25 protein-coding genes are annotated in these 23,585 nt (G+C 64.1%); 10 read left to right on the plus strand and 15 right to left on the minus strand.

Annotated elements, in window-relative coordinates:
* Positions 1-53 precede the first annotated feature (53 nt).
* The 3 genes from D0Z60_RS00750 (at position 54) to D0Z60_RS00765 (ending at position 5,182) form a co-directional block, all read left to right on the plus strand.
* Positions 54-3,293, plus strand: a complete 3,240-nt coding sequence (locus D0Z60_RS00750) for an efflux RND transporter permease subunit (RefSeq protein WP_118856127.1) — start codon at positions 54-56, stop codon at positions 3,291-3,293.
* Positions 3,294-3,363: 70 nt separating this feature from the next.
* Positions 3,364-3,957, plus strand: a complete 594-nt coding sequence (locus D0Z60_RS00755; RefSeq protein ID WP_118858365.1) for a cation efflux transmembrane domain-containing protein — start codon at positions 3,364-3,366, stop codon at positions 3,955-3,957.
* 901 nt (positions 3,958-4,858) lie between these two features.
* The gene (locus D0Z60_RS00765) at positions 4,859-5,182 is read left to right on the plus strand and encodes a YnfA family protein (RefSeq protein ID WP_118856131.1); all 324 of its coding nucleotides are present in this window, start codon (positions 4,859-4,861) and stop codon (positions 5,180-5,182) included.
* Between the two features lie 65 nt (positions 5,183-5,247).
* Here the strand turns inward: D0Z60_RS00765 and arsB are convergent, their stop codons facing one another.
* The 4 genes from arsB to D0Z60_RS00785 are packed head-to-tail and all read right to left on the minus strand — an operon-like array spanning position 5,248 to position 7,665.
* On the minus strand, positions 5,248-6,327 hold the full coding sequence (gene arsB / locus D0Z60_RS00770; RefSeq protein WP_118856133.1) for an ACR3 family arsenite efflux transporter: 1,080 nt from the start codon (positions 6,325-6,327) through the stop codon (positions 5,248-5,250).
* A complete protein-coding gene (locus tag D0Z60_RS00775) occupies positions 6,327-6,842 on the minus strand; it encodes an arsenate reductase ArsC (protein ID WP_118856135.1) in 516 nt (171 codons plus the stop codon). The genes arsB and D0Z60_RS00775 overlap by 1 nt, the downstream gene beginning before the upstream one ends.
* On the minus strand, positions 6,839-7,285 hold the full coding sequence (locus D0Z60_RS00780) for an ArsI/CadI family heavy metal resistance metalloenzyme (protein ID WP_118856137.1): 447 nt from the start codon (positions 7,283-7,285) through the stop codon (positions 6,839-6,841). The genes D0Z60_RS00775 and D0Z60_RS00780 overlap by 4 nt, the downstream gene beginning before the upstream one ends.
* Positions 7,282-7,665 carry an ArsR/SmtB family transcription factor gene (locus D0Z60_RS00785; protein WP_420822772.1) on the minus strand — a complete coding sequence of 128 codons (384 nt, stop codon included), beginning with the start codon at positions 7,663-7,665 and terminating at the stop codon, positions 7,282-7,284. The genes D0Z60_RS00780 and D0Z60_RS00785 overlap by 4 nt, the downstream gene beginning before the upstream one ends.
* A gap of 77 nt (positions 7,666-7,742) precedes the next feature.
* Between D0Z60_RS00785 and D0Z60_RS00790 the strand changes: the two genes are divergently transcribed.
* Positions 7,743-8,393 (plus strand): NADPH-dependent FMN reductase, encoded by a 651-nt coding sequence (locus tag D0Z60_RS00790; RefSeq protein WP_118856141.1) that lies wholly within the window; start codon positions 7,743-7,745, stop codon positions 8,391-8,393.
* A 192-nt stretch (positions 8,394-8,585) separates the two neighbouring features.
* Here D0Z60_RS00790 and D0Z60_RS00795 read toward each other — a convergent pair whose 3' ends face one another.
* From D0Z60_RS00795 to D0Z60_RS00810, 4 genes are read right to left on the minus strand one after another with little or no spacing between them, the layout of a single operon-like run.
* Positions 8,586-9,461, minus strand: coding sequence for an MlaD family protein (locus D0Z60_RS00795; RefSeq protein WP_118856143.1), 876 nt, complete (start codon positions 9,459-9,461; stop codon positions 8,586-8,588).
* The gene (locus D0Z60_RS00800; RefSeq protein WP_118856145.1) at positions 9,461-10,960 is read right to left on the minus strand and encodes an efflux transporter outer membrane subunit; all 1,500 of its coding nucleotides are present in this window, start codon (positions 10,958-10,960) and stop codon (positions 9,461-9,463) included. Before D0Z60_RS00800 ends, D0Z60_RS00795 begins: the two co-directional genes overlap by 1 nt.
* Positions 10,961-10,966: 6 nt before the next feature.
* Complete coding sequence (locus D0Z60_RS00805; protein WP_240325636.1) at positions 10,967-12,514, minus strand: MDR family MFS transporter; 1,548 nt, start codon at positions 12,512-12,514, stop codon at positions 10,967-10,969.
* Between the two features lie 18 nt (positions 12,515-12,532).
* A complete protein-coding gene (locus D0Z60_RS00810) occupies positions 12,533-13,663 on the minus strand; it encodes an HlyD family secretion protein (protein ID WP_240325491.1) in 1,131 nt (376 codons plus the stop codon).
* A 105-nt stretch (positions 13,664-13,768) separates the two neighbouring features.
* Between D0Z60_RS00810 and D0Z60_RS00815 the strand changes: the two genes are divergently transcribed.
* The 3 genes from D0Z60_RS00815 to D0Z60_RS11550 all read left to right on the plus strand — a co-directional run bounded on the left by D0Z60_RS00815 (position 13,769) and on the right by D0Z60_RS11550 (position 16,244).
* On the plus strand, positions 13,769-14,212 hold the full coding sequence (locus tag D0Z60_RS00815; RefSeq protein WP_118856149.1) for a MarR family winged helix-turn-helix transcriptional regulator: 444 nt from the start codon (positions 13,769-13,771) through the stop codon (positions 14,210-14,212).
* Positions 14,213-14,256: 44 nt separating this feature from the next.
* On the plus strand, positions 14,257-15,834 hold the full coding sequence (locus D0Z60_RS00820) for an ABC1 kinase family protein (RefSeq protein ID WP_118856151.1): 1,578 nt from the start codon (positions 14,257-14,259) through the stop codon (positions 15,832-15,834).
* Between the two features lie 137 nt (positions 15,835-15,971).
* A complete protein-coding gene (locus D0Z60_RS11550; protein WP_162887997.1) occupies positions 15,972-16,244 on the plus strand; it encodes a hypothetical protein in 273 nt (90 codons plus the stop codon).
* Here the strand turns inward: D0Z60_RS11550 and D0Z60_RS00825 are convergent.
* Both D0Z60_RS00825 and D0Z60_RS00830 read right to left on the minus strand, forming a co-directional pair.
* A complete protein-coding gene (locus D0Z60_RS00825; protein WP_118856153.1) occupies positions 16,152-16,454 on the minus strand; it encodes a HigA family addiction module antitoxin in 303 nt (100 codons plus the stop codon). The two genes, D0Z60_RS11550 and D0Z60_RS00825, sit on opposite strands and share 93 nt — an antisense overlap.
* Before the next feature lie 383 nt (positions 16,455-16,837).
* Positions 16,838-17,353, minus strand: coding sequence for a CAP domain-containing protein (locus D0Z60_RS00830; protein WP_162888016.1), 516 nt, complete (start codon positions 17,351-17,353; stop codon positions 16,838-16,840).
* An 88-nt stretch (positions 17,354-17,441) separates the two neighbouring features.
* On the opposite strand from D0Z60_RS00830, the gene D0Z60_RS00835 reads away from it, so the two are divergent.
* The 3 genes from D0Z60_RS00835 to D0Z60_RS11555 all read left to right on the plus strand — a co-directional run bounded on the left by D0Z60_RS00835 (position 17,442) and on the right by D0Z60_RS11555 (position 20,022).
* The gene (locus D0Z60_RS00835) at positions 17,442-17,966 is read left to right on the plus strand and encodes a gamma carbonic anhydrase family protein (protein ID WP_118856156.1); all 525 of its coding nucleotides are present in this window, start codon (positions 17,442-17,444) and stop codon (positions 17,964-17,966) included.
* Between the two features lie 39 nt (positions 17,967-18,005).
* Entirely contained in the window at positions 18,006-18,701 is a 696-nt protein-coding gene (locus tag D0Z60_RS00840) for a pirin family protein (RefSeq protein ID WP_118856160.1), read from the plus strand.
* 67 nt (positions 18,702-18,768) lie between these two features.
* Entirely contained in the window at positions 18,769-20,022 is a 1,254-nt protein-coding gene (locus tag D0Z60_RS11555; RefSeq protein WP_162888017.1) for a hypothetical protein, read from the plus strand.
* On the opposite strand, the gene D0Z60_RS00855 is transcribed toward D0Z60_RS11555, so the two are convergent.
* Genes D0Z60_RS00855 through pstB form a run of 5 tightly spaced genes read right to left on the minus strand, consistent with a single transcriptional unit; the run spans position 20,019 to position 23,562 of the window.
* Positions 20,019-20,642 (minus strand): DNA-3-methyladenine glycosylase family protein, encoded by a 624-nt coding sequence (locus D0Z60_RS00855; RefSeq protein WP_118856164.1) that lies wholly within the window; start codon positions 20,640-20,642, stop codon positions 20,019-20,021. The genes D0Z60_RS11555 and D0Z60_RS00855 overlap by 4 nt on opposite strands.
* Positions 20,642-21,382 carry a 23S rRNA (guanosine(2251)-2'-O)-methyltransferase RlmB gene (gene rlmB / locus D0Z60_RS00860; protein ID WP_118856166.1) on the minus strand — a complete coding sequence of 247 codons (741 nt, stop codon included), beginning with the start codon at positions 21,380-21,382 and terminating at the stop codon, positions 20,642-20,644. The genes D0Z60_RS00855 and rlmB overlap by 1 nt, the downstream gene beginning before the upstream one ends.
* 27 nt (positions 21,383-21,409) lie before the next feature.
* Positions 21,410-22,099 (minus strand): phosphate regulon transcriptional regulator PhoB, encoded by a 690-nt coding sequence (phoB, locus tag D0Z60_RS00865; RefSeq protein ID WP_118856168.1) that lies wholly within the window; start codon positions 22,097-22,099, stop codon positions 21,410-21,412.
* A gap of 4 nt (positions 22,100-22,103) precedes the next feature.
* The gene (gene phoU / locus D0Z60_RS00870) at positions 22,104-22,802 is read right to left on the minus strand and encodes a phosphate signaling complex protein PhoU (protein WP_118856170.1); all 699 of its coding nucleotides are present in this window, start codon (positions 22,800-22,802) and stop codon (positions 22,104-22,106) included.
* A gap of 13 nt (positions 22,803-22,815) precedes the next feature.
* Positions 22,816-23,562 carry a phosphate ABC transporter ATP-binding protein PstB gene (pstB, locus tag D0Z60_RS00875; protein ID WP_240325637.1) on the minus strand — a complete coding sequence of 249 codons (747 nt, stop codon included), beginning with the start codon at positions 23,560-23,562 and terminating at the stop codon, positions 22,816-22,818.
* Positions 23,563-23,585: the final 23 nt, after the last annotated feature.

A 23,585-nucleotide genomic window follows, 5' to 3' on the forward strand; every position in this document is an offset into this window, starting at 1 on the left:
GCCGCTCAGCTCACCCTCGCACAGGCCGACGCACAACGTCGCAGGAAACAGTCATGATCGAACGCCTCCTTCGGACCTCCATCCGCTTCCGCTGGGCAGTGGTGCTGCTGACGGCGCTGGTTGCCGTCTTTGGCGTCAGCCAGCTGCTCAAAGTGCCCATCGATGCGGTTCCCGACATCACCAACAAGCAGGTGCAGATCAACACGGTCGCCCCGGCGCTCGGCCCGCTCGACATGGAGCGGCTGGTCACCTTTCCGGTCGAAACCGCCATGGCCGGAATTCCCGGACTCGAGAGCACACGGTCCATCTCCCGCAACGGCTTTTCCCAAGTCACCGCAATCTTCGAGGACGGCACGGACCTGTATTTCGCCCGCCAGCAGGTTGCGGAGCGCCTTACCGCCGCGTCCGAAAGCCTGCCGGAGAGCGTCGAACCCCGCATGGGACCGGTCACGACCGGACTCGGCGAGGTCTTCATGTATGTGGTGGAGTATGCGCCCGCAGGAACTCGCGACGTTCCCCGGATCGCCGGACGGCCCGGACCGCAGCCGGATGGGAGTTACCTCACGCCCGAGGGTGAGCGGCTCACCGATGAGACCGCGAAGCTCGCTTATCTCCGCACCGTCCAGGACTGGATCCTGCGACCGCAGCTGACGTCCGTCGAGGGCATCGCCGGGGTGGATTCCATCGGCGGCTATGAGAAGCAGTATGTGGTTCAACCGGATCCATCGCGGATGGCGACGCTGGGAGTCTCTTTCACCGAGCTTGCCGAGGCGCTCGAACGGGCGAACGTGTCCGTCGGCGCGAACTTCTACGAGCGAGGCGGGGAAGCTTTCCTGGTTCGCGCCGATGGGCGCATCCGCACACTCGACGAGGTCGCCCGCGCGACCGTGACGACGCGGGCCGGAGTGCCCATCGCTGTCGGTGACATCGCTGACGTCCGTATCGGCGGCGACCTCCGCACGGGCGCTGCAACCGAAGACGGGGAGGAGATCGTCGTCGGCACCGCCCTCATGCGTGCCGGCGGCAACAGCAGGACCGTCGCCGCTGCGGTGGGCGAACGCCTCGAAGAACTCACGCGCTCGCTGCCGCCGGGCATCGTGGTGCACCGGGTGCTGGACCGCTCGAAGCTCGTCGATGCGACGATCAGCACGGTGGAAGAGAATCTGCTGATCGGTGCCTTGCTGGTCATCGCCATTCTGTTCTGGCTGCTCGGCAACATCCGCGCGGCAATCATCGCCACGCTCGTCATCCCGCTGTCCTTCCTGCTGATGGCAATCGGGATGAACGCAACCGGCACGTCCGGGAACCTCATGAGCCTCGGCGCCCTCGACTTCGGATTGATCGTCGATGGGTCGATCATCATCATCGAGAATTCCTTGCGACGTCTGGCCCAGCGACAGCATGCAGAAGGGCGACTTCTCACGCTCGTCGAGCGCATGGAGGAGGTATTCCAGGCGTCGCGCGAGATGATCCGACCAACCATCTACGGTCAGGCAATCATCTTCCTCGTCTTTGCGCCGCTGCTGACCTTCACCGGGGTCGAGGGCAAGATGTTCTCGCCCATGGCCACCACGGTTATGCTGGCGCTGGCGGGCGCCTTCATCCTGTCCCTGACCTTCGTGCCGGCGATGGTGGCCATCCTTGTCCGGGGCAAGGTGGATGAAAAAGAGGTGCGGGCGATCACCTGGACCAAGCAGCGCTACGCGCCATTGCTCGACCGCGCCCTCGCGCGGCCCTGGCCGGTGATCGGTGCCGGGGTCGGAGTCTTCGCGGCGGCAGCCCTGCTGTTCACCCAGCTCGGCCGCGAATTTGTCCCACAGCTCGACGAAGGTGACATCGCCGTCCTTTCCGCTCGGGTTCCGTCCACCTCCTTGAACCAGTCGCTCGAGTTCCAGCGCCGCATCGAGCGGGCCGTGGCCAGCCTACCGGAGGTCGAGCACATGTTTGCCAAGACCGGAACGGCCGAGGCCGCCCTCGACCCGATGCCTCAGAACATCTCGGACTCGTTCATCATCCTGAAGCCCAAGGATCAGTGGCCGGCTGGCGTGAACAGCAAGGAGGACGTGATCGAGCGGGTCGAGGCCAAGCTGAAGCCGCTCGTCGGCAACGCCTATGAGATGAGCCAGCCGATCGAGCTTCGCTTCAACGAGCTGATCGCCGGGGTTCGCAGCGACGTCGCGGTGAAGATCTACGGCGACGACGTCGAGGCCCTGGGACGCGTCGGGCAGCAGGTCGCTGGCGTCTTGCGCACGGTGCCGGGGGCTGCCGACGTGAAGGTCGAGCAGACGGAGGGTTTCCCCACCCTCGACGTCCAGTTCGACCGTGACGCGATCGCTCGCTACGGCCTGACGCTCCAAGAGGTGTCGGACACAGTGGCGGCGGCCCTTGGCGGCCGTGATGCCGGGATCGTCTTTGAGGGCGACCGCCGCTTCGACGTCGTCGTCCGGATGCCCAACACGGCCCGCAACGATCTGGAGGCGATCGGCGCGCTCCCGGTCGTCGTCGAAAATGGCGAGAGCGGCTTCGCCGTGCCGCTTCGGCAACTTGCCCGCTTCAGCCTGTCAGATGGTCTGAACCAGGTCAGCCGCGAGAATGGCAAGCGACGGGTCATCGTGCAGGCAAATGTGCGGGGCACCGACCTCGGCTCCTTCGTGGCCGATGCACGGGAGAAGATCGCTGATCAGGTCAAGCTTCCTGCGGGATCGTTCGTCGAGTGGGGAGGCCAGTATGAGAATTTGCAGGCCGCCTCGCGCCGCCTGATGCTCGTGGTGCCAGCGGTATTCGCGCTCATCTTCCTGCTCCTCTACCTGGCACTGGGCAAGGTAAGGCCGGCGCTGGCCATCTACTCGGCCATCCCGCTGGCGCTCGCCGGCGGCGCGTTCGCGCTGGCTCTTGCAGGCCTGCCTTTCTCGATCTCAGCGGCCGTGGGCTTCATTGCTCTGTCCGGCATCGCCGTCCTCAACGGACTGGTGCTGATGAGCTCGGTCGTGGACATGCAAGCGGCTGGCAGGCCGCTCGAAGCGGCAATCCGAGAGAGCGCCCTTACCCGGCTTCGCCCCGTGCTAATGACGGCACTTGTCGCGTCGTTCGGCTTCGTTCCCATGGCGCTTGCGACCGGTCAGGGTTCTGAGGTCCAGAAGCCTCTCGCCACCGTGGTGATCGGCGGGCTCATCACGTCCACGGTGCTGACGCTGCTGGTGCTGCCCGCCATCACCAAGCTGCTTCTTAGAATTAGTCCGGCGCGTTCCCCGGAGAAGGAAGCCGGCTCCGTGGCGATGGTGCCCGCTGGATGACCCCGCGAGAAAAGGAAAAGAGCATGCCGGACGAAAGTTTGAGCGACCGAGCCATGTGGAGGAGGCGGCCATGAGCGAGGGCAAACTTGAACTTGGCAGTGCCGACAAGCGCAGGACGCTATGGATTGTCCTCGCACTCAACGTCGCGATCGCTGTGGGCTTCTTCGCCACGGGTGTCTTCGCCAGCTCAAGCGCGCTGATCGCGAATGGTCTGGACAATTCATCCGACGCGCTGGTCTATGCTCTAAGCCTTCTCGCGCTCACTCGTGGCCCAGTGTGGAAGCGGGGCGCGGCGAGGGTATCCGGCATCCTGCTGCTAATCTTCGCGGTCGGCGTTCTTGTGGACGCCGGAAGAAGGTATGTCGCCGGCTCCGACCCCATTGGCACGACCATGATGGTCATGGCGGTGATTGCCGCAGGGGTGAACCTCTGGTGTTTGATCCTGCTAAAGCGGGTCCGGCAACCCGACGTGAACATGCGCGCCGCTACCACCTTCAGCTTCAATGATTTCATCTCGAACGGCGGCATCCTGGTCGGAGGAGGTCTTGTGCTCTGGTTAGGGCAGAACTGGCCCGACCTGGTTGTGGCAGTGGGCATCGCAATCATCGCATTCAAAGGCGGCATCGAAATCCTCCACGATGCGCACCATGAGGCGAAGCACTAGGAGAGTTCTTGTGCCTGGTCACCGCCCTCATGGATCGAGCTCGTCGTCAATCTTGCGGTGGTCGCCAGTGCGCCACTGGGAACGTGGCCCCTTGCGGAGACCTCGCGGCGCCGTCGCTCGTCGCCGTTCTCTGCGCCGGTTTCACTCTCGTCCAAGTCGCCAAGCAGCTCGCGGCCTTGCCGGATGTCAGCGGAGCGAATGACCTTCACGTCTCATCGATGAGCACTACGGATACAGCGATGACAGTGACGCCAATGGGACATCGAGCCGACCTCTTCCGTGCCGATTTGGCAATTGATCTGCAGCACCGCCTCGGCACCGAGCACACAACCCTGCAGACTGAATTCGAGCCGGATGGTCGGTGCGCCCTGACGCGAGAGGATGTTGTGTGAGCGAGGGAACGATCAAGCGATTACCCACAGGCGGCCGTGTCGGCCCGCCAACCTGTGGCGTCCGTGGCTCGATGTCGGACTTCGTGCGCCGCCATCTTGGCGTGCATGGCGGCAGCTGCACCCGACAGGAGCTCTTAGCCGCAATGCAGGGGGTTCAGTGTGTTCGAGAGAAGTTGGAAGCGAGTCGCGGCTTCAAGGCTCTCCTCCGGAACATGTATTACGGTGGCGACCTGCTGCTCGACGGCGACCTGATCCGTGCCACGCCTCGGGCGCTCCGCCGGTTGGCTCGGGACTATCCGGCGGAAATGCAGTGTGCGTCTGCTTGCAGACGCCCAGCATCCACCCCGTTGCAACCGGAGTGAGCGCTGTGCTGAATGGCTGGACATGGCCAGTGCCGTACCGTCTGTTTCTCGGAGATAGGCCAACTAGCGGACGTTGTTGAGGAAGGCCTTAGGACGATCCGCTGTAAAAATTTGCCCTATCGAATCCTGCCTGCGAGGTAGATCGGGATGACTGCTCTCGCCTACATCGGAGCCGCGCTGGCGGAGATCGCCGGATGCTTTGCCTTCTGGGCGTGGCTGCGTCTGGACAAATCTATTTGGTGGCTAGTCCCAGGCGTAGCTTCATTGTGCCTTTTTGCTTATCTTCTCACCCTCGTCGACGCCGAACACGCAGGGCGCACCTACGCAGCTTATGGCGGGGTCTACATTGGCTCCGCGCTTGTTTGGCTCTGGCTTGCTGAAGGCATCAAGCCGGATAGATGGGACACGATAGGGGCGGTAGTATGCCTCCTTGGAGCAGCGATCATCTTGTGGGGACCAAGGTCACCTTAGAATGACCGCAGCTGGCCGAATGAAGAACGGCAGGTTCTGGCTCAGAAATGTTGAAGAGCGGACATTCAGAAAGTCGCTCGAGCTTCGAATTTCCCCCGCGTCCTGTTCGCGAAAGCCACCAGCGAGAGCATGACCGGGACCTCGACAAGAACGCCGACGACCGTCGCCAGCGCCGCTCCGCTGCCAAGCCCAAAAAGGCCGATTGCGACCGCGACCGCCAACTCGAAGAAGTTGGACGTGCCGATCAGCGCGCAGGGCGCCGCCACCGGGAATGGCACCCGCCAAGCGTAGGCTGCGGCATAGGTTAGCAGGAAGATACCGTAGCTTTGGATGATGATAGGGACGGCCAAGAGCGCGATCAGGCCGGGACGGCTCACCACCACCTCCGCCTGGAAGCCGAACAGCAGCACCACGGTCGCGAGCAGGCCCATGACCGACATGGGCTTCAGCGCAGCAGTGAAGTTACCGATTGCGGTTGCATCGGCGCTGGCCCGCGCCAACAGCAGCCGGCGCGTGATGTAGCCAAGTGCCAACGGAATGACGACGTAAAGCACCGCCGACAGCAGCAGCGTCTCCCAGGGCACGGTGATGTCCGTCACCCCGAGCAGGAAGGCGACGATCGGCGCGAAGGCGAACACCATGATGATGTCGTTCACCGACACCTGCACCAGCGTGTAATTGGGATCGCCCCGGGTCATCTGCGACCAGACGAAGACCATGGCCGTGCAGGGCGCTGCGCCGAGCAGGATGAGGCCGGCAATATATTGCTGCGCATCGGCGGGGCTGACGAGGTCGGCGAACAAGACCTCGAAGAACAGCACCGCAAGGCCCGCCATGGTGAAAGGCTTGACCATCCAGTTCACCACCACGGTCAGGATCAGCCCCTTCGGTTTGTCTCCAACCTTGCGAAGGCTGCCGAAATCGACCGCCACCATCATCGGGTAGATCATCGCCCAGATCAGCATGGCGACCGGCAGGTTGACCGCCGCATATTCGAGGCTCGCTAGCCACCGGAACAGACCCGGGCTCACGATGCCAAGGAACACGCCCGCCACGATCGCCAGGGCCACCCATACGGACAGCCACTTCTCGAACAGTCCGAGCCTAGCCGCCCGAAGCTCTTCCCGCGCAGGGACCGTCGCCATCAGCGAACCTCCGCCGGGCCGGTGGCGCCTTCGCTGCGACCGATGGCGCTCAGTTCGTCCCGCACGCTCATCTCCTCGAGGCTGTCGAGCGGCAAGGCAAGGAACATGGAAATGCGATTGCGCAGATAATGCAGGGCCTTCAAGAAGGCGGCCTCCTGCTCCGGTCCCTCGACCCCCGCTGGATCCTCGATGCCCCAATGCGCGCTGGTGGGCCGGCCTGGCCAAACCGGGCAGCTCTCGCCGGCCGCATTGTCGCAAACGGTGAAGATGAAGTCGAACTCGGGCGCGCCAGCAGTCGCGAATTCGTCCCAGCTCTTGGAGCGAAGCCCATCCGTACCGATCCCGACGCCGCGAAGCACCTGAAGAGCCATCTGGTGAACCTCGCCCTTGGGTTGGCTGCCAGCGCTGTAGGCTCGAAAGTTGCCTCGACCCATCTGGTTCAGGAGAGCCTCGCCCAGAATCGAGCGGGCCGAATTTCCTGTGCAGAGGAACAGAACATTGTAGGCCCTGCTCATGCAGCGACTGCCGGAGCGCAGCAGTTGACCGGCTCAGAGGATGAGCTCAGCGAGGCAAGCTCCGGACTGTCGCCGTAGACCGTGGCGCTTCCGGTGGTCTGGAAGGCTTCCCACAGCACCCCGTCCGGATCGGCGATCCAGCTCTTCTCCGACTTTGCGTAGCAGCAGGTGGTGCAGCCCTCTTCCAGAACCGGCCGATCCGCGGCCTTCAGCCGCGCATAGACGTCCGCCAGCTCGGCCCGGTCATCAACCTGGATCCCCAGATGCTCGATGCCCTTGTGGGGGTTGCCGCTGGAGATGGCGAAGTTAACGCGCGGGTCGTCCACCATCCACTTGGCATAATCGTCCTTGGTGACCGTCGGGTCGGCGCCGAACAGGGTCGAGTAGAAGCGGATCGAGCTAGGGAGGTCAGTCACTCCGACGTGCACATGCAGACGCTTCATGCAGATTTCCTTTCGGGTTGTGCGGTCACGCAGGTCGCTGCCGGCGCGCAGTCTGCTCCGGCGCAGCAATTCTCGAGCAGGAAGCCGACCAGGCCATTCATTGCCTGATAGTTCGCCCGGTAAATGAGCGAGCGATGCTGACGCTCCTGCAGGATGAGACCAGCGTTGCGCAGCTGAGCCAGGTGGAACGACAGAGAGCTGTTCGGAACACCCAGTGCCTGAGCGATTGCCCCTGCCGGCATGCCGCTCTCCCCGGCCTTCACCAGCAAGCGGAACAAGGTGAGGCGATGCTCCTGGGCAAGGGCAGCAAGGGCTGCCACGGCATTTTCAGTATTCACCGGCATCTCCTCACTTCGACGAATTTCGAAATCACACAGCATTGGGGACGTGTCAACGACTATTCGAGAAACATCGAATTGCCTTGGATCGACAGGCTCAAGGGCCGTAGGGAGGAAAGATGGCTTTCACCTATCTTACATTCCTCGGCTCGACCCGAGACAGCACGCCGCCACGTCCAGCTCGGCTTGGTCTCCGGGTGGCAAGAGCCTGCATGCGGCTGATGCAGGAACGCGCCCAAGCCGACCTCATTGACGCATTGGAGTGGCCCCTGGCTCAACCGTTCAAGCCGCACTTCTCGTATGCTCAGGGCAAGGCACCTGACGACCTGGAGGCGCTTGCCGCCAAGATCCAGTCTGCCGACGGCTATGTCATGGTCAGCCCGGAGTATAATCACTCCATGAGCCCGGCTCTTGCCAACCTGCTCAACCACTTCGGCTCGTCCTTATTCTCCTGGAAGCCGAGCCTGATCGTTACCTACTCGGCCGGCCAGTGGGGCGGCACACGCGCAGCAGTCGCCATGCGACCCTTCCTTTCGGAACTGGGGTGCCTTCCAGTGTCAGCGATGGTGCATGTTCCAGAGGCTCACACTGTCTTCGATGAAAATGGCGACTACCTCGACGGGATCGATGGTGTTCGGTGGAACGGCTACTTCCGACGCGGACTCAACCAGCTTGCCTGGTGGGCAGAGGCCGCCGCTAGTCAGCGCAAGCGCATGGGAACCGGTACGAGCCCGTTCACGCGTGATCCGTCACAACGGAACGCTCCCTAGGTCACCATGCGATTACGGGGAGGCGTCGGAGCGGCCCAGCGTCGGATATGGGTGCTCATCCGAACGGCTGGACCTGGCCGTTAGCTGACCGTCTGCTTTGCGATAGCTCAGGAGCCATTCTTGCCGACTGATATCGCAGAATTGGCACGGGAGATTTTCTGGCTGGCACAAACTCCATCTCCGCGTGATCGGTCATTTTCCATCTGGCAGAATATCCTCGATGGTGTCCTTTCCGGTCGCGACGTTGGCTCGGATGCCGCGAATAGTTTTCTCTGATTGGCGCAACTGCCGGGACGTCTGCTGGATCGACGGACGGGCCTCTTCCAACGATCGGGAAAAATTGTCAGCACCTTCCCCAAAACTGCGAATTCTTGCTCGTGCGCGGGCGACATCGCCGTCAGCGGATTCAATTGACCTGCTAAGTCGCTCGGCTGTTCGTCCGGCGCCCGAGATTCCGTCCGCCACCATTCGAATGCTGCGAGGTTTGATTGACCTTGTCAGGCGTGAGGCGGTCTTTTCCCATTCAGCGGTCTGCTCCACCACCCCCTCAAGCGTCGCCGAGATTTTCTGCTGACCTTCGGCGTCGAGACTGTCGACGACTCCGTCGAGCTTACGGGCGACACTCATAGCTTCCTGCGCGGGGTCGCCACTACTCCGTTTGCTGACCGCTAATATTCGCCCGATATCATCGCGGCCTACCGGATTGATTAGCGGCCCCTCAGAAGACGGAATAAGTACGAGCGTCGCATCTCCGCTCATCAAGGATCGGCTGATGTCGGCTCGAACACCGCGTCGTATCGGCACCTTTTCATTCAGCGCCAGCGTGATCAAAACTATTTCTGGATTGAGCGGGTCGATTGAGATTGCTTCAATTCGACCCACTGGAACGCCTGACAAGGTGACACCGGATCCGACATCCAGGCCTGATACGCTCTTCGTAAAATGGACATGATAGCGCGCGTCAAGCGACCGCGATTCGCCCGAAATATAAAAAGCGAAAAACGCGAGGCCGAGAAACAGTATTGCCACGACCGCCAGTACCAACCGGAAGTTGGATCGCGTCTCCATTACCGTCCTGTGTCGCCTCTGCCGGGGGATGGCGGCTGCTGCCAGCCAAGGCCCAGTGATTTCTGAACAGCAATGAAGCTACCGGTGAGCGCAGCCGTTGCTGCGACAAGATTGCGCCCGGCCTCGAGGCTCTGCCGGTCCGCCTCGAGCGCTTCGCGGAGCGAGGCAGCTCCAACGTTGTACCGTTGTCGCATCAAAGCAGCGCTTCGGTCGGCGGACGCTTTGATTTCTGCCAACTCGGCAACCGACTGCCGCTGGCGCCCGAACCGCGAGAGCGACGATTCCGCGTCCTGGAGCGCGGTCAAGACGGCTTGTCGATACTGGGCCTCAGCTTCGTCCCGCGCTGATCGGGTTTGTCGAAGACGCGCCAGGCTGCGGCCGAAATCCAGCAATCCCCACTCAATTTGCGGCAAGGCTATCTTGCTCATGTTACCCAAGTCGAAGAGGTCGCCCGGTGAAGCTCCGCCTATTCCCAAAATTCCCATAAAGCTGATCTTTGGAAGCCGTGCAGCCTCGACAACGCCAATCCTGGCAGTCGCGGCTGCAAGGTTGCGCTCGGCAGCACGAATGTCCGGCCGACGGGCGATCAGCGACGCGGGGTCTCCTATTTCGACCGAGGCCGGGGGCAGAGGGATCGAGCCGAGTGGAGCCAGCAAAGGATCCACAACGCCGGGTGCTGCGCCGGTCAGCGCCGAAAGCGCGTTGAGATAGACCTCGAGTTCGCCCTGAACCTTCTCGATGTCGGCGTTGGTCGCCCTGAGTTGAGTTTTGGTTTTTTCGACTTCAAATGCGGTGGTCGCGCCTCGACGAAACCGTTGCTCGGCCAGATCGAGAAGCGTCCGATCAGCATCGGAGGCCAGTCTCAACGAAGCCAGACGATGCTGTCGTTCGCGAACGTTCGTGTAGGCTTGGGCGATTTCAGCAGTTAGCTGGACCTGGGCGTCGGCCTCATTGGCGACGGCCGCGCCAAGCTGGGCGGACGCTGCCTCGGCCGATCGCCGCTTGCCACCCCAAACGTCGATTTCCCAATTTGCGTTGAGGCCGAGATTGAAAAAGTCGATCGTTGTTCCTGCTTCCGAATCCTCGTCGCCGGTCGGTGGCGAGGTTGGCGGTCCCGACGTCGAGCCGCCACCCTGCTCGAGATCGAGACCCGGCAAGTCGGCGTAGACATATCTTCCCTGTACAGAGCCCGCCGGGAGTCGATCCGCGCGCTCGAAACGGACGTTTTGCCGAGCCTGCGCAATTCTCGCGCGAGCGGCTTCCAGTCCCGGATTGCCGGCCAGCGCCCTAGCCTCAAGTGTATTGAGGACGGGATCGTTGAGCGCAGTCCACCATTGCGCCAGTGCCGGCTGGTTCGACGAAGTGGACTGGGAGGCGCGAACGAAAGTCTCGCCCGGTTTCGCGATGGCAGGAAGGGGCACGGGACCTTTGTAGTTTGGACCGACAGTGCAGCCGCCAAGGGCCAGCACGGCGAGGATGGGGAGGTAGGCGGTGCGCATGAAACCTCAGTGCATGGAAAGCGACATGCCCTTGGGCAGCGGACGCAGGAAAAGGACGAGTGGAATGGACAGGACGATGACGACGGTCATGACAAAAAATATGTCATTGTAGGTCATGACGAAGGCCTGCTGCTGGATGGAACCCGCGAGTGTCCGAATAGCGGCTTCGGCACTGCCGAGACCGGCCTGAATACCCGTCAGATAGTCCTGCACGGACCAGCTGTTGGCGGAGAGAGATTCCTCCATCCGGCGGCTATGATGCCAGAGACGCTGATCCTGAATGGTCGCAAGCGCTGCCAGCGCAAAGGAACCGCCAAGGTTTCGGGCGGCGTTGAAGATGCCCGATGCGTCCCCGGCATCTTCCTTCGACACCGCCGCGATCGCCCCCTGATTGAGAAACAGCATGGTGAAGATCATGCCGACTCCGCGCAGGATCTGACCGGCCGTGAATGCGCCGCCGCCGGCCTCGGTCGTCAGATTGGTGGTGATCCAGCAGCTGATCGCCATCAGCAGCAAACCACTGCCCACCGCGAGCCGAATATCGATCCGGGTGATGAGGAAAGGCACGATCGGCATCAGGAACAGCGCCGGCAAGCCCATCAGCGCGATTACGTACCCGGTCTGTAGGGCGTTGTAGTCGGAGATGAGGGCAAGGAATTGCGGGATGACGTAGATGGTGCCGTAGAGCGCCATGCCGACCACCAGCGCCATGATCACGATACTGCCGAATTGCCTGGTGAAGATGAGACTGAGCTTGAGGACCGGTCGTCGCGCATATTTCTGGCCAACCAGCAGAAGCGCGAATCCGACGAGCGTCATCAGCGTCAATTGAATGATGAGAGGCGATTCAAACCATTCTTCGCGATGGCCTTCCTCTAGCACGACGGTGAGGCCACCCAGACCCAGAATGAGCCCGGCTATGCCAAACCAGTCGCCCTCGCGCACATAACTCCAGTCCGGACGTTGATGGGGGAGGCCAAGCCACAACAGCAGAAGCAAAACGATGCACACCGGAACGTTGACAAAGAATGCGTAATGCCAGCTGAGATTTTCCGTCAGCCAGCCCCCGATCAGCGGACCCAGGACAGGCCCCAAGATGACGGTCACGCCGAACAGCGCCATGCCGATCGGTTGCTGATGGGGCGGGAGTCGGGTCGCAACGATCGTCATGGCGGTGGGGATCAAGGCGCCGGCGGTGATGCCTTGCCCTGCACGGCCGATGATCATCGTGGTGAGATCGTCCGCGACTCCGCACAGGATTGAAAAACCGGTGAACAGTGTCACCGCGACGAACAGCAGCGTTCGCAGTCCGAGCAAGCGCTCCAGCCACGCGCTGAGCGGGATAATAATGATTTCGGCAACGAGGAACGAGGTCGCGATCCAGGTGCCTTCGGTGCCTGTCGCGCCGATCTCACCCTGGATGGTCGGCAAGGCTGAGTTGACGATCGAGACGTCGAGCGTAGCAAGCAAGGCACCTAGGCTGCCAGCTGCCACTGCCAACCAAGCGCTTAGATCAGCCCGTTCCTCCCGAGCTGCAGTCTTGCCGATGGGGATGGAGGCCGCCAACTTCGCTTACCTTCTCGCTTCTTGCGCCTTACGGATCCGATCCAACTCGCCGCGAGCCGAACGAGTATCGGCAGTGACGTGCACCGACATGCCGGGCGCCAGCAGCCGCCGGACTTCAGGCGAGGCGTCGATGGCCACCCGAACCGGGATCCGCTGCACGATCTTGGTGAAGTTGCCGGTCGCGTTTTGCGGCGGGAGAATTGAGAACTGAGCCCCCGTTCCCGGCGCGAAGCTTGCAATTTTTCCGGTCAGCTCAATGCCTGGAAGGGCATCGACCTTGATGGTCACCGGCTGCCCGACCCGCATGAGCCCGACCTGCGTCTCCTTGAAGTTGGCTTCGACGTAGATTTTGTCGACCGGCACCAAGGTCATCAGCCGCGTGCCTGGCTGAACAAATTGACCCACGCGCACAGCCAGGTCCCCGACCCGGCCGGCGATGCTGGCCCGGATCGTCGTACTCTGCACATTGACATCGGCGGCCCTCAGCTGCGCCTCGCCCGCCCGGGCCTGCGAGAGCGCCTGCTCGATCTGGGCGTCGAGCGTGCCGAAGCGGCGTTGCGCCGCCAAAACAGCCGCCCGGCGCGTCGCTGCCTGCGCCTGGGCCTGCCGGAGCTGATTTCGCAGCTGGCTAAGCCGCTCGCGCGACTCCGCGCCGGTCCGAGCCAACGGCTCGAAGCGCGCGACCTGTTCGCTCGCGAAGGCGACGTCCGATTGCGCTGCATTCAACTGCGCCTGCGCCTGAGACAAGGCTGCCTGCTGCTCCCCAACCTGAGCGCGAACAGTGTCAGCGGTCGCGCGCGACGCTTCGATTTGGGCCTGGATCTGCGACGACTGGGCCCGGTAATCGCGCGCATCGAGCAGCGCGAGGGGCTGGCCGGCGCGGACGGTCTGGTTCTCGTCGACAAAGACGCGATCGATATAGCCACCTATCTTGGGAGCGACGACGACCGAATCCGCCTGAACAAACGCATCGTTGGTGCTTTGCAGATACTTTCCGCGAGATTCGTAGTCGAGATACCACCAGATTCCGAAAGCGATGGCTGCCAAAGCCACAACCAGCAGCGCGATCCGGACATTTCTCGAGCGCAGCGGAGACTTGCGCTCAGACCCGGCGGCAGAATTTTCGTTCGCATCCATCACTTGTGTGGCCATCATTCGTTCTCGGAAGGATTGGGAGTCGCAGGTTTCTGCAGAAAAAGGGCCGCTTGCCCCATCCTCGCAAATGAAGCAAGAGCATATGATATGGAACCTCACAAACTAATTTCCGTTTCGAAACAGTTCGCTTGGGTTTATCTGCGCCTGCAGCGCCTCATCGACCGCAACCTTTCTCGACACGGCGCTTCGCTGGCCAAGATCCGTCTCCTTGCATTCCTCGAAGATGGCCCGAAGCGCTCAACGGACATTGCGTCATTCTTCGGCCAGGCGCCCCGCACCGTGACGCAGGCGATTGACGCTCTCGAAGCTGCCGGACACTTACGGCGTATGCCGGTTCCCGGCGACCGCCGCACCAAACTTCTCGAGCTGACGGCAGAGGGTCGAGCCATGCTCGGGCGGGCCCAGCCGCTCTACGAAGCGATACTTTCGCGGACCATGGGCGCACTGTCGGAGGACGAGCTCAATAAATTTGCTGATATGCTGACCAAGGTCGAAGCGGCGGTCGACCTGATTGAACCTGCCTCGAAGTGAGCCGGAATCCTTCAACCGGCTCTCGACGGCAAGAAGCAGAACGCATGCGGGAGCGTGATCGCTTCGCGCAGCTCGTCACACTTCTCGGGCGGCACGGGATGCGCGGTCTGAGCGCAAAACTAGGTTTTGGCTCACCAGACGATGGGCAGTTCGTCGATGCCCGCCCCGATGCGGTCGTCGCGCTGCTCAGGGATATCGGACCGGTTGGCGTCAAGTTTGGACAAATCCTCGCCATGCGCAGCGATTTGCTCGGCCCTCAGTGGATCAACGCCCTGTCAACCTTGCAGGACCGCGTTCCGGCCGTTCCCTTTGAGGAGATCGCTCCGGCGGTTGAGGATGCGATCGGCGGTGATCTGGACAGCTACTTCTCGAGCTTCGACCGGGAGCCGCTTGCCGCCGCGTCAATCGCACAGGTTCATGCCGCGACGATGCTCGACGGGCGATCGGTCATCGTCAAAATTCGCCGTCCCGGCATCGGCGCGATCGTCGACGCCGACCTCCGGCTGTTGCGCAGGTTTGCCCGAACGGCCGCAAACCGCATCCCCGAACTCGCCAGGCTCAAGCCCGATGAACTACTCAGTCAATTCGCTGAGAGCCTGGACCGCGAAATGGACCTGTCGGCCGAAGGGCGATCAAGCGATTCCATTGGCGCATTTCTCGCCCCCTTAGGCGTCCGTACGGCTTCTTTTGAATGGGAGTTGAGTGGAAGGCGCGTCAACGTCCAGCAGCGATTGATCGGTACGCCTGCGACAGATCTTGATCGTGCGCGTGAGGCCGGGGTCGATTTACAGGCCGTAGCGCGCACTTACGCACAGGCGATCTTGCGGTCGATCATCTTCCACGGGCAGTTCCATGCCGACCCGCATCCGGGCAATGTGATTTTGCTGCAAGACGGGTCGCTTGGTTTCATCGATTTTGGCGCGGTTGGTACGCTTTTGCCGCGGCGGCGTGATCAACTGGTCCAGCTCGCCCTTTCTATCGCGTCCGACGATGTTGCCGGGGTAGCAGACATCCTGATGATCTGGGCGGGGGATCCTGAAGTGGATCGGGACCGGCTGGAGTTCGCGCTGGGCGAATTGATCGATAGCTTCAAGGATGTTGTGCTCTCGAACGTCGATCTTTCCAAAATCTTCGAGCAGGTCTTCCGTCTGCTGCGGGAGTTTCAGCTGGCATTGCCGCCAGATCTTGCTCTCGTACTACGAACGTTATTGACCGCCGAAGGGTTCGTTCGTCGACTGGACCCGGCGTTCAATATCGCTGATGAACTGGCGCCGGTCGCACGAGAGCTGATCGCCGAACGAACGAGCCTTATCACGCTCAAGAAGGAAGCAAAGAAGATCGGAGTGGCCTTAGCGCGTGCAACGCTGAGCACTCCGGAAATCATCGGGCAAATCGATAAATTCGCTCGCACTGGAAAAATACCCGTGACCATTTCCGCGACCGATCTTCAAATCCTTTCGCGGGCCTTTGAAAAAAAGCCAGCGAGCAATCCAGGCGTGATACCGGCAGCACTGTTGATTTCGGCTGCGATTCTCTCATCTGATTGGCCAGTTTTGGCTGTTTGCAGCGCAGCTGCCGGCGCGCTGATGATATTGCGAACATGGATACATCGCAATTCCTAGCCTCGAATAATGATTCTGCCTTCCCTTTGCTTCGTCGCGGCGTGCAACGCGGTCTCTAAAACATCTTTGATGGGACGGCGGGGCTTGCGAAACTCGCTTATTCTTCAGACCGGAAATCGAATCTTGTGCCAGTTTGCGTGGAACTGGACCTCCGGTTGGTTCAAACCCCTTTCCGCAGCATCGGGATCGAATGTCTGCTTTCCGAAAAGCAATTTTTGGCTCTGAATGACCGCGAAGGGCGCAAATCGGGTGTTTTAAACCTAGAACTCGCGGCCCACCGAGAGTGTCCTGCGCCCCTTCCCAAAAAAACATCATTTTCACCAACGTTCTTCAAGTTGGGGCACATTTTTGAGCAAATTGCGGCTTTGGGTCCGGGCAAGTGCCAAATCATGCACCTGCTGCATATCTAGCCACATCTGGGGTCTTGTCCCTGTCAGTTTAGCCACTCTTAGCGCTACGCTGGGCGTAATCGCCTGCTTCTCTCCGATAATTTCATAGAGCGTTTGGCGAGAAATCTTGAGGAGCCGAGCTGCTACCGCTTTCGGACAATCGAGGTCTTTGAGCGTTGCTCGGAGAAGTGATCCCGGGTGGGCTGGCAAGGGTCCGTCCGTCTGGCTCATGGCATGATCTCCGTGCGACTTTGGCGTCAATCCAACTGCTTCAACGTCAAGTCTCGGTGGTCGGACTGTAAGCTGATGGATGACACGCTTATCCAATGAAATTACGCTGGCGCCGATACGGAGTGGCAGGCCACAGACTGTCGAAGTCTATTAGGCGAGGCTAATCAGGCTGCGTCATTGACAGCTTCAATACCAGCCTTAGCTTTAAATGAACGTTCGAAATTTGCATGAATATGGCTCTGGGGGCCATTTTGGGGGCCACTCTCTCGACCGAATCAGGAGAATACAATCAAATCAGTACGCTAGGGTCCAGATGTTAGTCCTCTCCTGGCACCACGGACCGCGCCATGGCGCGGCGATCGCTCCCGGCCCGACGGACTTCCCTAGTAAACCGGCTTGCCGTCGGCGTTGCCGGGGGGCGAGTAGCGGCAGATCAGGTAATCGTTGCCGCCACCGCGATAGAGCGCGCAGCCGACATGGGTCGTGCCCTTCCACACCATCTGGGTATAGTGGGCGACGTCCTCCCAATTGCCGGTGCGGCTGACGTGTGGAAACAGTCCGGGCGCGAAATGGTGCTTCTCCGCCACCCACATTCCGGCCAATTGCTGGTCGCTCAGATAGCCGGTCGAGGCCATGGCGAGGTTCTCGCGCTGGCCCGGGCGGGTCGCACGCGGCGAATGGACCAGCCGGCCGAGGCTCATCAGCGTCGGCCCGTAGGACGCGGCGGATTCGGCCAGCAGCGGGTCCCATTGCAGCGGCGGCGCGCCGACCGCGGCCCGCTCGCGATTGTGCAGCGCGAGGATACGCTCGGCGAACGCCGAATCGCCGATGCTCGCCGCCGGCAGCGGCATGGCCGCGGCGGCAACGCACAGCAGGACGAGGAGGCGGCGAACGCTCATCGCCCGCGATTGTGCTTCGGCCTGGCTAACGAATGGTAAAGATGGCGCCGCGGATGACGTGCCGCTCTGGCGCGGGTAAAGCGCCATAATGGCATGTTTCGCGATCGACGGCGCCGCGCCCACCTTTGGCGAAGGCGCCTGGGCCGCGCCGAGCGCCGACCTCATCGGCGACGTCCGCCTCGGCGCGCGGGCGAGCGTGTGGTTCGGGGCGGTGATCCGCGCCGACAACACCCCGATCCTCATCGGCGCCGGAAGCAACATCCAGGACGGGGCCATCGGCCACAGCGATCCCGGCTTCCCGCTCACCGTCGGCGCCAACGTCACCGTCGGCCACCAGGCGATCCTCCACGGCTGCACGGTGCACGACGGCGCGCTGGTCGGCATGGGCGCCAAGATCCTCAACGGCGCGGTGATCGGTGCGCGCTGCCTGGTCGGCGCCGGGGCGCTGGTCACCGAGGGCAAGAACTTCGAACCCGGCATGCTGATCGTCGGCTCCCCGGCGCGCGCCATCCGGCCGCTCACCGCCGGCGAGCTCGCCGGGCTCGAGCTGTCGGCCCTCCATTACGCCGACAAGGCCGCGCATTATGCCGCCGAGCTCAGGTTACAGCGCTGACACTTGAAAGCGTGGCCCGGCCGCCGCCATCTTGGCGGCATGATCAGCATCCGCTCCTTCGCCTCGCTCGGCCACGCCGACCATGGCTGGCTCGACGCCCGCCACCATTTCAGCTTCGCCAGCTATCACGATCCCGACCGCATGGGCTGGGGCCGAATCCGCGTGTGGAACGACGATAGGATCGCGGCGAAAAGCGGCTTTCCGCCCCACCCGCACCGCGACATGGAGATCATCACCTACGTCCGCTCGGGCGCGATCAGCCACCGCGATTCGCTCGGCAACGAGGGCCGCACCGCCGCCGGCGACGTCCAGGTGATGAGCGCCGGCACCGGGGTCGTCCACAGCGAGTTCAACCTCGAGGACGAGGAAACGACGCTGTTCCAGATCTGGATCGAAAGCGACCGTCCGGGCGCCGCTCCGGGCTGGGCGGCGATGCCCTTCCCCAAGGATGCGCGCGACGGACGCTTCGTCACCCTCGCCAGCGGCGATCCGGACGACGGCACCCCGACCATTCACGCCGACGCAAGGCTGCTCGGCGCAACGCTGCGCCCGGGCGAGACCATCGCGCTCGATTGCGATCCGAAGCGGCACCTCTATCTGGTCGCCAGCGCGCCGGTCACGGTCAACGGCGTCGCCGCCGGAGCGCGCGACGGAGTCGCGATCGGCGGCGAGTCGCGGATCGACGTGACGGCGGGGGATGCCGCGGCCGAGCTGGTGCTGATCGACGCGCGCTAGCCCGGCCCGTGCTTGAACTCGCAGGCGCGGGGCGTCATTAGCCGCGCCTTGGGCCGCGAAGGGCAGGATGTTGACGGTTTTGAATGCGTTGCGATTGGTGATGGCGGGCGTGGCATTGGCCGCGGCGCCGGCGCTCGCCCAGGACAATAGCCAGGCCGCAGCGCCGCCGCCGGCCGAGACCGTCGGCCCGCGCGAGCTCGAGAATTTCAGCCTCGACGGGCGGGTCACCCGGCCCGCCGAGCAGGCGCCGAGCCCGGCTCCGCAACCGGTCGCGACCACTCCCGAGCGTCCGCGCGAAACGGCACAGGCTCCGCGCCCGGACCCGCGCCCGTCGGCCCCTGCGGAGGTGCAGGACCGGCCGGCTCCGACGCGCCCCGCCGAGGATTTGCTGAGCCGTCCGCCGACCCGCCCGCAGCCGGACCAGCCGACCGCCGCGACCGCTCCGCCGCCCGCCCCGCCGCGCCCGGCGCTGGTCACCGACGCTGCGCCGCAAGGGGAGGGCTCGTCGCTGCTGATGTGGCTTGCTGCCTTGCTCGTGGCTGCCGGTGCCGGTGCGGTCTATTGGTTCCTGCGCTCGCGGCGCGACGCTCCGGCGCTGGCCGGTGGCTATCGTGCCGCGCGCACCGCAAGCCCGCTCGACTCGCTCGAACCAGCGCCGCCGCCCGCCCCCGCGGCAAGGCCAGCGCCAGCTCCTGCGCCCGCACCGCGCGCCGCCACCCCGCCGCCGGCCCCCGCCCCGAGCGGTCCGAAGCCCGACGCACCGGTCTCGTCGCGTCCGGTCACCGCCGCTCCGACCAAGCCGGTCGGGATCGTCGCCAGCGGGCTCAGGCCGTGGATCGACGTCGAGCTCGTGCCGGACCGCGCACTGGTCGACGACAAGGGCGCGGCGATCGCCTTCAACGTCACCCTCGTCAACAACGGCACCGCCCCGGCGCGCGACGTGTCGATCGAAGCGCGGCTGCTCAATGCCGGCGCGCGCCAGGATTCCGAGCTCAGCGATTTCTACCAGCAGCCCAAGAGCGGCAACGACACCATCCCGGTCATCGCCCCGCTCGCCCGCGTGCCGCTGCGCACCGCGGTCCGCATCCCGCGCGACATGATCCACGAATATGAGGTCGAGGGGCGCAAATTGTTCATGCCGATGGTCGCGGTCTCGACCCGCTACCGCTGGTCGAGCGGCGAGGGCCAGACCGGCGCCAGCTTCCTCGTCGGCAAGGGCCAGGAGGAGGCCGAGCGGCTCGCTCCGCTGCGCGTCGACCAGGGTGCGCGCTCGTGGGCCGGGCTCGGCGCCCGCCGCTACGAAAAGGGCCTTCGCCGCTAAAGCGCGGTGCCGACCGAATTATAGCTGTGCCAGGCGAGGATCGCGGCCGCTCCGCGATGCGGGCGCCACGCCTCGGCCCGCTCGCGCATTGCCTGTTCCGACGGCCGTTCGGCGAGGCCGAGCAGCCGGCCGAGCTCGATCTGCACCGCCAGGTCGCCGGCCGGAAAGGCGTCGGGCCGACCTTCCGCGAACAGCAAATAGATCTCCGCCGACCACCGGCCGATGCCCTTGATCCGGGTGAGATGGGCGATCGCCTCCTCGTCGTCGGCCGGGAGCTCGGCGAGGTCGAGCTCGCCCGATCGCACCAGCCCGGCGAGGCTGCGCGCATAGCCCGCCTTCTGCCGCGACAGGCCGGCCTCGCGCAAATCCGTGTCGTCGGCGTCGATCAGCGCCGCCAGGTCGACCGGGTCGCCGTAGCGGGCGGTGAGCTTGCCCCACATCGATCGCGCCGCGGCGACGCTGACCTGCTGGCCGACGATCGTCCGCAGCAATGTCTGCGCGCCGGTCTCGCTGACCCGCGGCTCGGGATGGCCGAGCCGCTCGACCACCCCGGCGAACGCCCGCTCGCGCCGCGCCAGTTCATCGACCGCGGCGCGGATCGATGCGGCGGTGCGCACCATCAGGCGATGCTGGCCGCGTAGAGCGCGACCGCCGCGGCGTTGGACACGTTGAGACTCTCCATCCCGCCGCCGATCGGCAGCCGCGCCAGTGCGTCGCAATGCTCGCGGGTGTTGCTGCGCATGCCCGGTCCTTCCGCGCCGAGCACCAGGGCGACCCGCGGCGGGCCGAGCGCGGTCTTGAGGTCGTCCTTGGCCTCGCCGGCCAGGCCGATCCGCCAGAAGCCGGCCTCGGCGATCTCCTCCAGCGCCCGGGCGAGGTTGACCACGCGCACCCACGGCATGCGCTCGAGCGCGCCCGATGCGGCCTTGGCCAGCGCCCCGCTCTCGGGCGGCGAATGGCGGTCCTGGGTGACGATCCCGATTGCCCCAAACGCCGCCGCCGAGCGCAGGATCGCGCCGACATTGTGCGGGTCGGTGACCTGGTCGAGAACCAGCAGCACGGCGCGTTCGGGTGCCTCGGCGAGCACGTCGCCGAGCCATAGATCCTCGAGCGGCTCGACCTCGATCACCACGCCCTGGTGCGGCGCGTCGGCCGGCACCATCCGCCCCAGGTCGGGCGCCTCGGCGATGACCAGCGGCAGCCCGGGCGGGAATTGCATAAATCCGGCCGCGTCGCGCGTCGCCCACGCCTTCAGCACCCGCCGCTCGGGATTGTCGAGCGCTGCGGCGACCGCATGCTTGCCCCACAATCGGGGGCGATTGGGGTTGTGCCCCCCGCGGCTCTTGTTCTTCCGGGCCATCAGCGGCCCATGCGGCGGCCCAGGCGCTTAGGCAAGGCCCTCGGCGTCGAGCGAATAACCGGCCGAGCGGACCGTCCGGATCGGGTCCGGTTCGCCCAGCGCCAGCCGAAGCCGGCGGATGTGGACGTCGACTGTCCTCAATTCGATGTCCTCGCTGTGCGGCCACACCGCCTCGAGCAATTGCTGGCGCGACAGCACCCGGCCGGGCCGCTCGAGGAAATGGCGCAGCAGGCGATATTCGGTCGGCCCGAGGTGGACCGCCTGGCCGTCGCGCCGAACGCGGTGCGCGCCCAGGTCCATCTCCAGCCCGCCGTGGACCAGCCGGTCGCCGACCAGGCTGGGCTGGGCGCGGCGCAGCACCGCCGCCGCGCGGGCCAGCAATTCCTTGGGCGAGAAAGGCTTGGTGAGGTAATCGTCGGCGCCGGTCTCGAGCCCGCGGATCCGGTCCTCCTCCTGCCCGCGCGCGGTAAGCATGATGATCGGCACGTCCCGGGTCGCCTCGCGGCGGCGCAGTCGGCGGCACACCTCGATCCCGCTCACCCCCTCTATCATCCAGTCGAGCACCACCAGGTCGGGCCGCGCCTCGGCCGCCAGCACCAGCGCCTCCTCACCGTCGCCGGTCTGCTCGACCGACCAGCCGTCGCGCTCGAAGTGGAAGCGGACCAGCTCGGCCAGCGCGGCGTCGTCCTCGACCAGCAGCAGGCGCCGCTCGGCCATCGTCCTACCCCTGGCCCAGTGGGTCCGCGCCCTTGGTGCGGTCGCCGTAATATTGGCCGGTCGCGGCGTAGAACACCATTTCCGCGATGTTGGTCGAATGGTCGCCGACCCGCTCGATGTTCTTGGCGACGAACAGCAGGTGGGTCGACTGGCCGATGTTCTGCGGGTTCTCCATCATGAACGTCAGCAGGGTGCGGAAGATGCTGTTGTAGAAGTCGTCGACCGCGCGGTCGCGCTCGATCACCCGGATCGCCGCCTCGGCGTCGCGCTCGACGAACGCGACCAGCACATTGTGCACCATCTCGGTCGCGATCCGCGCCATCTCCGGCATCAGCGACAAGGGCTCGACGTTGCCGAGATTGTCGAGCAGCGGCACCCGCCGGGCGATGTTCTTGGCATAGTCGCCGATCCGCTCGACCACGCTCGAGATCTTCAGCGCGGCGACGATGTCGCGCAAATCCGCCGCCATCGGCGCGCGCAACGCGATCAGCTGCACCGCGCGCTTTTCGGTCTCGATCTCGAGCGCGTCGATCTTCTTGTCGTCCTCGACGATCGCCGAGGCGCCGTCGACGTCGCGCTCGACCAGGCAGCGCATCGATTCGCGGATGGCATATTCCGCCATTCCGCCCATCTGGCTGATCAGCGCGCGCAGCCGGTCGAGATCCTCGTCGAACGCTTTGAGCGTATGTCCGGTGGTGGCCATGGGTCTGCTCCGATCAGCCATAGCGGCCGGTGATATAGTCTTGGGTGCGCTGCTCGCGCGGATTGGTGAAGATGTCCTTGGTGCGGCCGTATTCGATCAGCTCGCCAAGGTGGAAGAAGGCGGTGCGCTGGCTGACCCGCGCCGCCTGCTGCATGTTGTGGGTGACGATGGCGATCGCATAACGCCCACGCAGTTCGTGGATCAGCTCCTCGATCCGCGCGGTGGCGATCGGGTCGAGCGCCGAGCACGGCTCGTCCATCAGGATCACCTCGGGGTCGACGGCGATCGCGCGCGCGATGCACAGCCGCTGCTGCTGCCCGCCCGACAGCGCCGTGCCGCTCTCCTGAAGCCGGTCCTTGACCTCGTCCCACAAGCCGGCGCGCTTCAGCGCATTCTCGACCATCGCGTCCATCTCGGTCTTGCCGCTAGCGAGGCCATGGATGCGCGGCCCGTAGGCGACATTCTCGTAGATCGACTTGGGGAACGGGTTGGGCTTCTGGAACACCATCCCGACCCGCGCGCGCAGCTGGACCACGTCCATCGCCGGCGAATAGACGTCCTCGCCGTCGAGCGTGATGTCGCCCGTCACCCGCGCCCCCGGGATGGTGTCGTTCATCCGGTTGAGGCAGCGCAGGAAGGTCGACTTGCCGCACCCCGACGGGCCGATGAAGGCGGTGACCTTGTCGTCGTGGATGTCGATGTCGACGCCCTTGATCGCCTGCTTGTCGCCGTAGAACACGTCGATCCCGCGCGCCGTCATCTTCGGCGCCCGGTTGCTGTCGC

Source organism: Sphingomonas mesophila (genome assembly GCF_003499275.1).
Lineage (GTDB): Bacteria > Pseudomonadota > Alphaproteobacteria > Sphingomonadales > Sphingomonadaceae > Sphingomicrobium > Sphingomicrobium mesophilum.